The 4,865-nt window shown below is 41.7% G+C and carries 6 protein-coding genes and 1 pseudogene; 5 read left to right on the top strand and 2 right to left on the bottom strand.

The features are described from left to right. On the bottom strand, nt 1–404 hold a 404-nt coding region (locus Q0257_RS05230), incomplete at its 3' end, for an LON peptidase substrate-binding domain-containing protein (protein ID WP_298022439.1). 8 nt (nt 405–412) lie between these two features. Then, on the bottom strand, nt 413–1,060 hold the full coding sequence (gene bamD / locus Q0257_RS05225; RefSeq protein WP_298022436.1) for an outer membrane protein assembly factor BamD: 648 nt from the start codon (nt 1,058–1,060) through the stop codon (nt 413–415). Nucleotides 1,061–1,312: 252 nt separating this feature from the next. Here bamD and Q0257_RS05220 point away from each other — a divergent pair, with 252 nt between their 5' ends. The 5 genes and pseudogenes from Q0257_RS05220 to raiA all read left to right on the top strand — a co-directional run bounded on the left by Q0257_RS05220 (nt 1,313) and on the right by raiA (nt 4,242). Beyond that, on the top strand, nt 1,313–2,065 hold the full coding sequence (locus Q0257_RS05220; RefSeq protein WP_298022433.1) for a type II secretion system protein: 753 nt from the start codon (nt 1,313–1,315) through the stop codon (nt 2,063–2,065). Between the two features lie 12 nt (nt 2,066–2,077). Beyond that, nucleotides 2,078–2,143: pseudogene (locus Q0257_RS13065) on the top strand (prepilin-type N-terminal cleavage/methylation domain-containing protein); the annotation flags it as partial. 390 nt (nt 2,144–2,533) lie between these two features. Beyond that, complete coding sequence (locus Q0257_RS05215; protein WP_298022431.1) at nt 2,534–3,151, top strand: hypothetical protein; 618 nt, start codon at nt 2,534–2,536, stop codon at nt 3,149–3,151. Next, on the top strand, nt 3,151–3,684 hold the full coding sequence (locus Q0257_RS05210; protein WP_298022428.1) for a hypothetical protein: 534 nt from the start codon (nt 3,151–3,153) through the stop codon (nt 3,682–3,684). The genes Q0257_RS05215 and Q0257_RS05210 overlap by 1 nt, the downstream gene beginning before the upstream one ends. A 15-nt stretch (nt 3,685–3,699) precedes the next feature. Next, nucleotides 3,700–4,242 (top strand): ribosome-associated translation inhibitor RaiA, encoded by a 543-nt coding sequence (gene raiA, locus Q0257_RS05205; RefSeq protein WP_298022425.1) that lies wholly within the window; start codon nt 3,700–3,702, stop codon nt 4,240–4,242. The last annotated feature ends 623 nt before the right edge of the window (nt 4,243–4,865 follow it).

The raw sequence follows: 4,865 nt of genomic DNA, 5'->3' as shown, positions 1-4,865 counted from the left end.
AGCACGCTTACCAGTGCGTCTAATTTCTGGTCGTTGCCGCGCTCGTCGTGGATGATATCGACGGTAGCGACCAGCGGATCTTGCGAAATTTCTTTTACGATTTTGCCTTTTAGCGCGCCTTGGAATAAAATTTTAACCCGACCGTCGGGAAGCGGCACGGTTCTCATCACAGAGCCCACGACGCCTGCGTTATAGATACCGCCGAAGCTTCTATCGCCGCTAAATTCCGACTTTGAGCTTACGACCATTATCATAGATTCGTTTTTGGCGGCTAGATCGAGAGCTTTTTTGTTATGCTCGTCGCCGATGAAAAGGGGCGCTATCATAAACGGATATAAAAATAGCTCGTCCTCGACGATGATAGGCAGATCGCTAGGGAAGGTTGTATTTTGCATCAGTTGCATCGCTCCTCCTACTCAAAAATCGCGCGATACCAAGGCGAGTGCGGTTTAATGACGTCAGTGCCGTTTAGCGGGGATTCTTCGATGCGCTGCTCGTAAATTTTGGCAGAACTCTCGCGGTCGGTGCGCTGGTAAAGGTCTTTTATATCAATATTTAGCTGATGCTCTGCAAGGCGTAGCTTTGTTAGCATCGTCTCAAGCAGCGGACGATACTCGCTCTGCGGGTATTCAGCTATAAATTTTCGAATTTCGTCGATGCTGTTTAGCATTAGCTTTTGGTTGCGATTTGGGCGGCTAAAGGAATCGAAATTTGCTCTAATTTTTAGAAATCTCGCATATTCGATCTTTTGTGTCGTGCCGTAGAGGCGGATATATTCGTCTAGGTATTTGTTTGCTTTCTCGTAGTTTTCATCCTCCACAAAAGCCCATGCCATAATGAGCGTCATCTCCTCAAGCAGAGGCGAAGCGATATGTTCGCTAGAAAAGCTAGTGTAGTGCTTCTCGGCATCCTCCATGCTGGCGTTATTGATATCTTCTAAAATTTTAGAATACCATGCCTCAGGGCTTAGATTAAAAAGCTCGCCGTCGCCTTTGCCACTGCAGCCGCCGATAAACGCGATAAATAGGAGAGCGAATAGAATTTTACTTAGATTTGTCATAAAAAATCCTTGGAATTTATTTAGCTCGTAATTTTATAGTCTTTGAGTAAATGCAAGCTTAAATTCCGCGTTCAAATTTAAAAATGGAATTTCTTTAAAATTTTTGTGCGTTCGGGCTTAAAAATCTTTGTAAACCAAAAAAATTTACGCGATAAATTCTAAATTTAAGTTTAACAATAGTATAATTAGCATCGATAACGCAGAGTAAGTTTGCGTTTCCGTAATTTCAAAATTTTAAAGAAAGGATGTAAGATGAAAAAAGGTTTTACTCTAATTGAGCTGATCTTTACTATCGTGATTTTGGCGATTACGACGATGGCGATTCCGCGTATCGTCGCGCAGACGACCGAGCTAAATGCCCTTGCGATCAAAGAGGAGCTTGTATATAACGCTAAAGCTTTTATGTCTCGTATATCTAAAGCGCAGTGGGATAGCGCATACGCAGCAGATGCTAGCTGCGGAGGCGATGCGAGCTGCATGGATAGAATTTTGACCGTAACTCCAGGCGTAGATGATTCAGGCAATAGTACCAAGGAAGTTAGACCGGGGATTTTGCCGGAAGCTAGTCGGCGTGGAATCAGCTCCCAAGCTCCAGCTACGAAAAATCAATTCGGTAGAAAAGGAATTTCTTTTGGTGGTGGTCGTTATAACGATATCGACGACTACGACCGATTTACTACCGATATAACAGTCGGTGATTTGGTGGGCTCTAGTAGCAAGGGTGATTTTATCCTCAATACTAGGATTAATGTCGATGTAGATTATGTAGTAGAGCCTTTTAGCGCGGCGCAGTATGCTACTGGTACTGATATAAGAGGTGTTCTTAGAGATCTACCTAACGACGAGTCCGCTGCCCCTACTAATATAAAGATGGTTAGGGTCGCTGCTACGGATCTAAACGATGCTGTAGCGAGAGACGGTGCCGCTAAATCAGTCGTTTTAAAAGCGTTTTTATCTAATATCGGCGTCGGCGTTCAGACAACCGTCACTAGACGATATAACTAATAGGAGCGCGATATGAAAAGAGGCTTTACCCTTATAGAGCTTGTATTTGTTATCGTAGTGTTAGGTATTATCTCAATGTTTGGCGCCGATCTATACACTAAGATCTATAAATCTTACGTGCATGTGCGGGCAGTAAATCAGCTGGAAGCTAGAACGCAAAATGCGATGATGCTAATAACAAATCGATTGGAAGATAGAATAAAAAGCTCTACTATAGGCAGAGAGCTTAAAACAAACCAATTTGTACCGATCAGCGGTCTTACCGATCCAAAATACGATATATTAGAGTGGATCGGACAAAGCGTAGAGACGAGAAATATAAACAAGAGAACTCCCGGTTGGAGTGGCTTCATGTCGATGTCTCAACTCCGAGATGACAAATGGAAAGCAGGTACAGAAGATGCAGGCTACATTGGAAATACTAGGGCTGAATTTAATATGGTATCTTTAGGTAGTGATTTCCCCCAAGTGGCTAATATAGTTGGAAATTTAAGGGCTACTGCGTATAACACTTCGTCTAATAATACTCAGGTTGCTGTTATATTTAAAGTCGTCACGAATGATGCTTCACCTACTAGCGTAGGTATAGGCTTTGGCTACGATAGAAAGGTCGACGTGAACGGTAGCAATCGCGTGCTGATCGCCGTAGGCACTCCTAGTACTACGGGTACCAATAATAAAGAAAGCGAAACTATTACTATCAACCAATATCCATTAAATCCAAATAACGATAAATCGCAGGAATTCTCCGAGCAGTACTATATAGCTCATAGCGCCTACGCGATTGTTCCAGATTTAGGGGGTAGGGATAGTATTGTATATATGAGAGATAATGCTGGTAATGTATTAAGTAAGAATTTTGATTTAGTTTTAAAATATAACTATCGCCCATGGAGTACTGTCGCAGGTGATGCGCACTCATATAACACTGCTAGCAGCTCGTTACTAGCAGAGGATGTGAGCTTATTTAGGTTTAAGGACGATAACGGCGCCGTTGCACTTAAACTATGTATGAGAGACGACGGCAGAAATTTCGATCCTGCAGAGCTGGATCTAAACGTTTGTAAAGCACAGGTGGTGTACTAATGAAAACTATGCGAAAAGGCTTTGCTCTAGTAGCGGCCATATTTTTTATCATCATTGTAGCGACTACGGCAATTACGGCGTTATCTATCGCGTCTATGACGGCTCGCGATGTCAATAATATCCAAGGCAGAGAGCAGGCGCTACTGCTAGCTCAGAGTGCTACGGAGCTGGCAGTCCTTGCTATGCAAAAGCATCAGTATCTAACTACTGAGCTTAAAGAGGGGGGTGCTACGGCTGCGACCTATCCTACGTTAAATACGATTACTCTTGAGTATCCGTCAAATGATCCGGCTCAAAAGATGTTTGATATCACCGTGACATTTGGATATTTCGATAAACAGCTAGGTGCACCTGACGATCATACCGTCGCTTATAGTAATTTCGGGCAAGGCTCGTCCGAAAGGCTTGCAAACGGTAGTGTGGGCAGAATTTTAAGCCATGCTGCGCTCGTAGACGTGGTAGTAAAATCCAACGTAGCGGTTATGGGAAGGCCACAGATCACATATCATAGGCGTACTATTCAAAAACCATAAAGCAAAGGAGAGACGATGAATTTAAATATCGTAGGTAAGCAGTTTGAGCTAACGGAAGCTATCAAAAATTATGTCGAAAACGCATTTGAGACGCTAGAAAAATATAATCTCGACATCATCTCTGGGCGTTGTGTAATTTCTGCCGACGAGAAGCAAGGCAAAAAGGGCTTTGTGGTAGATTTTTCATTAAATTTAGCGCATCAAGACACTATAGTCGTGCGCCAAAAAGATAAAGATCTCTATGCCGCCGTCGATCTCATCGTAGATCGCGCTTCAAAAGTTCTACGCAGATACCACGATAAGGTAAATTCTCATAAAAATCGCGACGAAATGAAACAAAACGCCGTAGATAATGCAGTCGGTGCCAATAAGCTAAATTTAAATGATGAAGTCGATGAGATCGTCCCTACCGAGCTGGATCTATATAAGCCGCTAGAGATCGATGAAGCACTAAATAAGCTTAAAGAAAGTACCGATCAGTTCTTGGTCTTTAACGATATGGATGCTAAAATGCGCGTGCTTTATAAGCGCAAGGACGGTAAATTCGGTCTGTTTTAGCTAAATTTCATATTTGGGTATTTGAAATTTCAAGCGCTCGAGTTCTGATGAAATTCGGATCGGGTGCTTTTTTAAAATCGTCTCTGTTATAACATAGCGCCGATGAACTTTGGAAAAATAGCTGGTCATGTTTTTGCAAAGTCCAAATTGCGATGTTTTTAATTCGCTGCACTAGGAATTTTTACAGAGTAATACCGCCCGATTTTTAGTTGTGACAAGCCTTGTTGCGAGAATTATCTACGAGCAGTGAAGCCGTAAAGCGAATGTGGGTGAAGTTGCGTGAGCAAAAAAATCGCGCTCAACTCGCCGTAAGCGAGCCGGCTTTTCGTAGCGGATGTAAAATTTATTTCAACATCAAATCGTAACAGAGCTTTTGAATTTTAAAATTTGCTGAAATTTTTGATAAATTTCCGCATTTTTTATATTTTATGAAATTTTTTCATCGTTAAGTTTTCATCGCGTTGTCGTTATTTGCCGTCCCATTTGAAATAAATTAAATTTTAATTATAAATCTTTCAAATTGCACTGTAATTTAAGCAAAAAAAATGTAAAATAATAGTCAAAAATTATGTTATTGACCGGAGGGTAGTATCATGAAAGTTAAGAGTTTTAGCTTTGCGCCT

Source organism: uncultured Campylobacter sp. (assembly GCF_938018035.1).
Lineage (GTDB): Bacteria > Campylobacterota > Campylobacteria > Campylobacterales > Campylobacteraceae > Campylobacter_B.
This window is presented reverse-complemented; position numbering and strand designations above follow the sequence as displayed.

Bases quoted from the DNA above. Each gene is read 5' to 3' on its own strand.
- bamD (WP_298022436.1), bottom strand. From the start codon at position 1,060: ATGACAAATCTAAGTAAAATTCTATTCGCTCTCCTATTTATCGCGTTT.
- raiA (WP_298022425.1), top strand. From the start codon at position 3,700: ATGAATTTAAATATCGTAGGTAAGCAGTTTGAGCTAACGGAAGCTATC.
- Q0257_RS05220 (WP_298022433.1), top strand. From the start codon at position 1,313: ATGAAAAAAGGTTTTACTCTAATTGAGCTGATCTTTACTATCGTGATT.
- Q0257_RS05210 (WP_298022428.1), top strand. From the start codon at position 3,151: ATGAAAACTATGCGAAAAGGCTTTGCTCTAGTAGCGGCCATATTTTTT.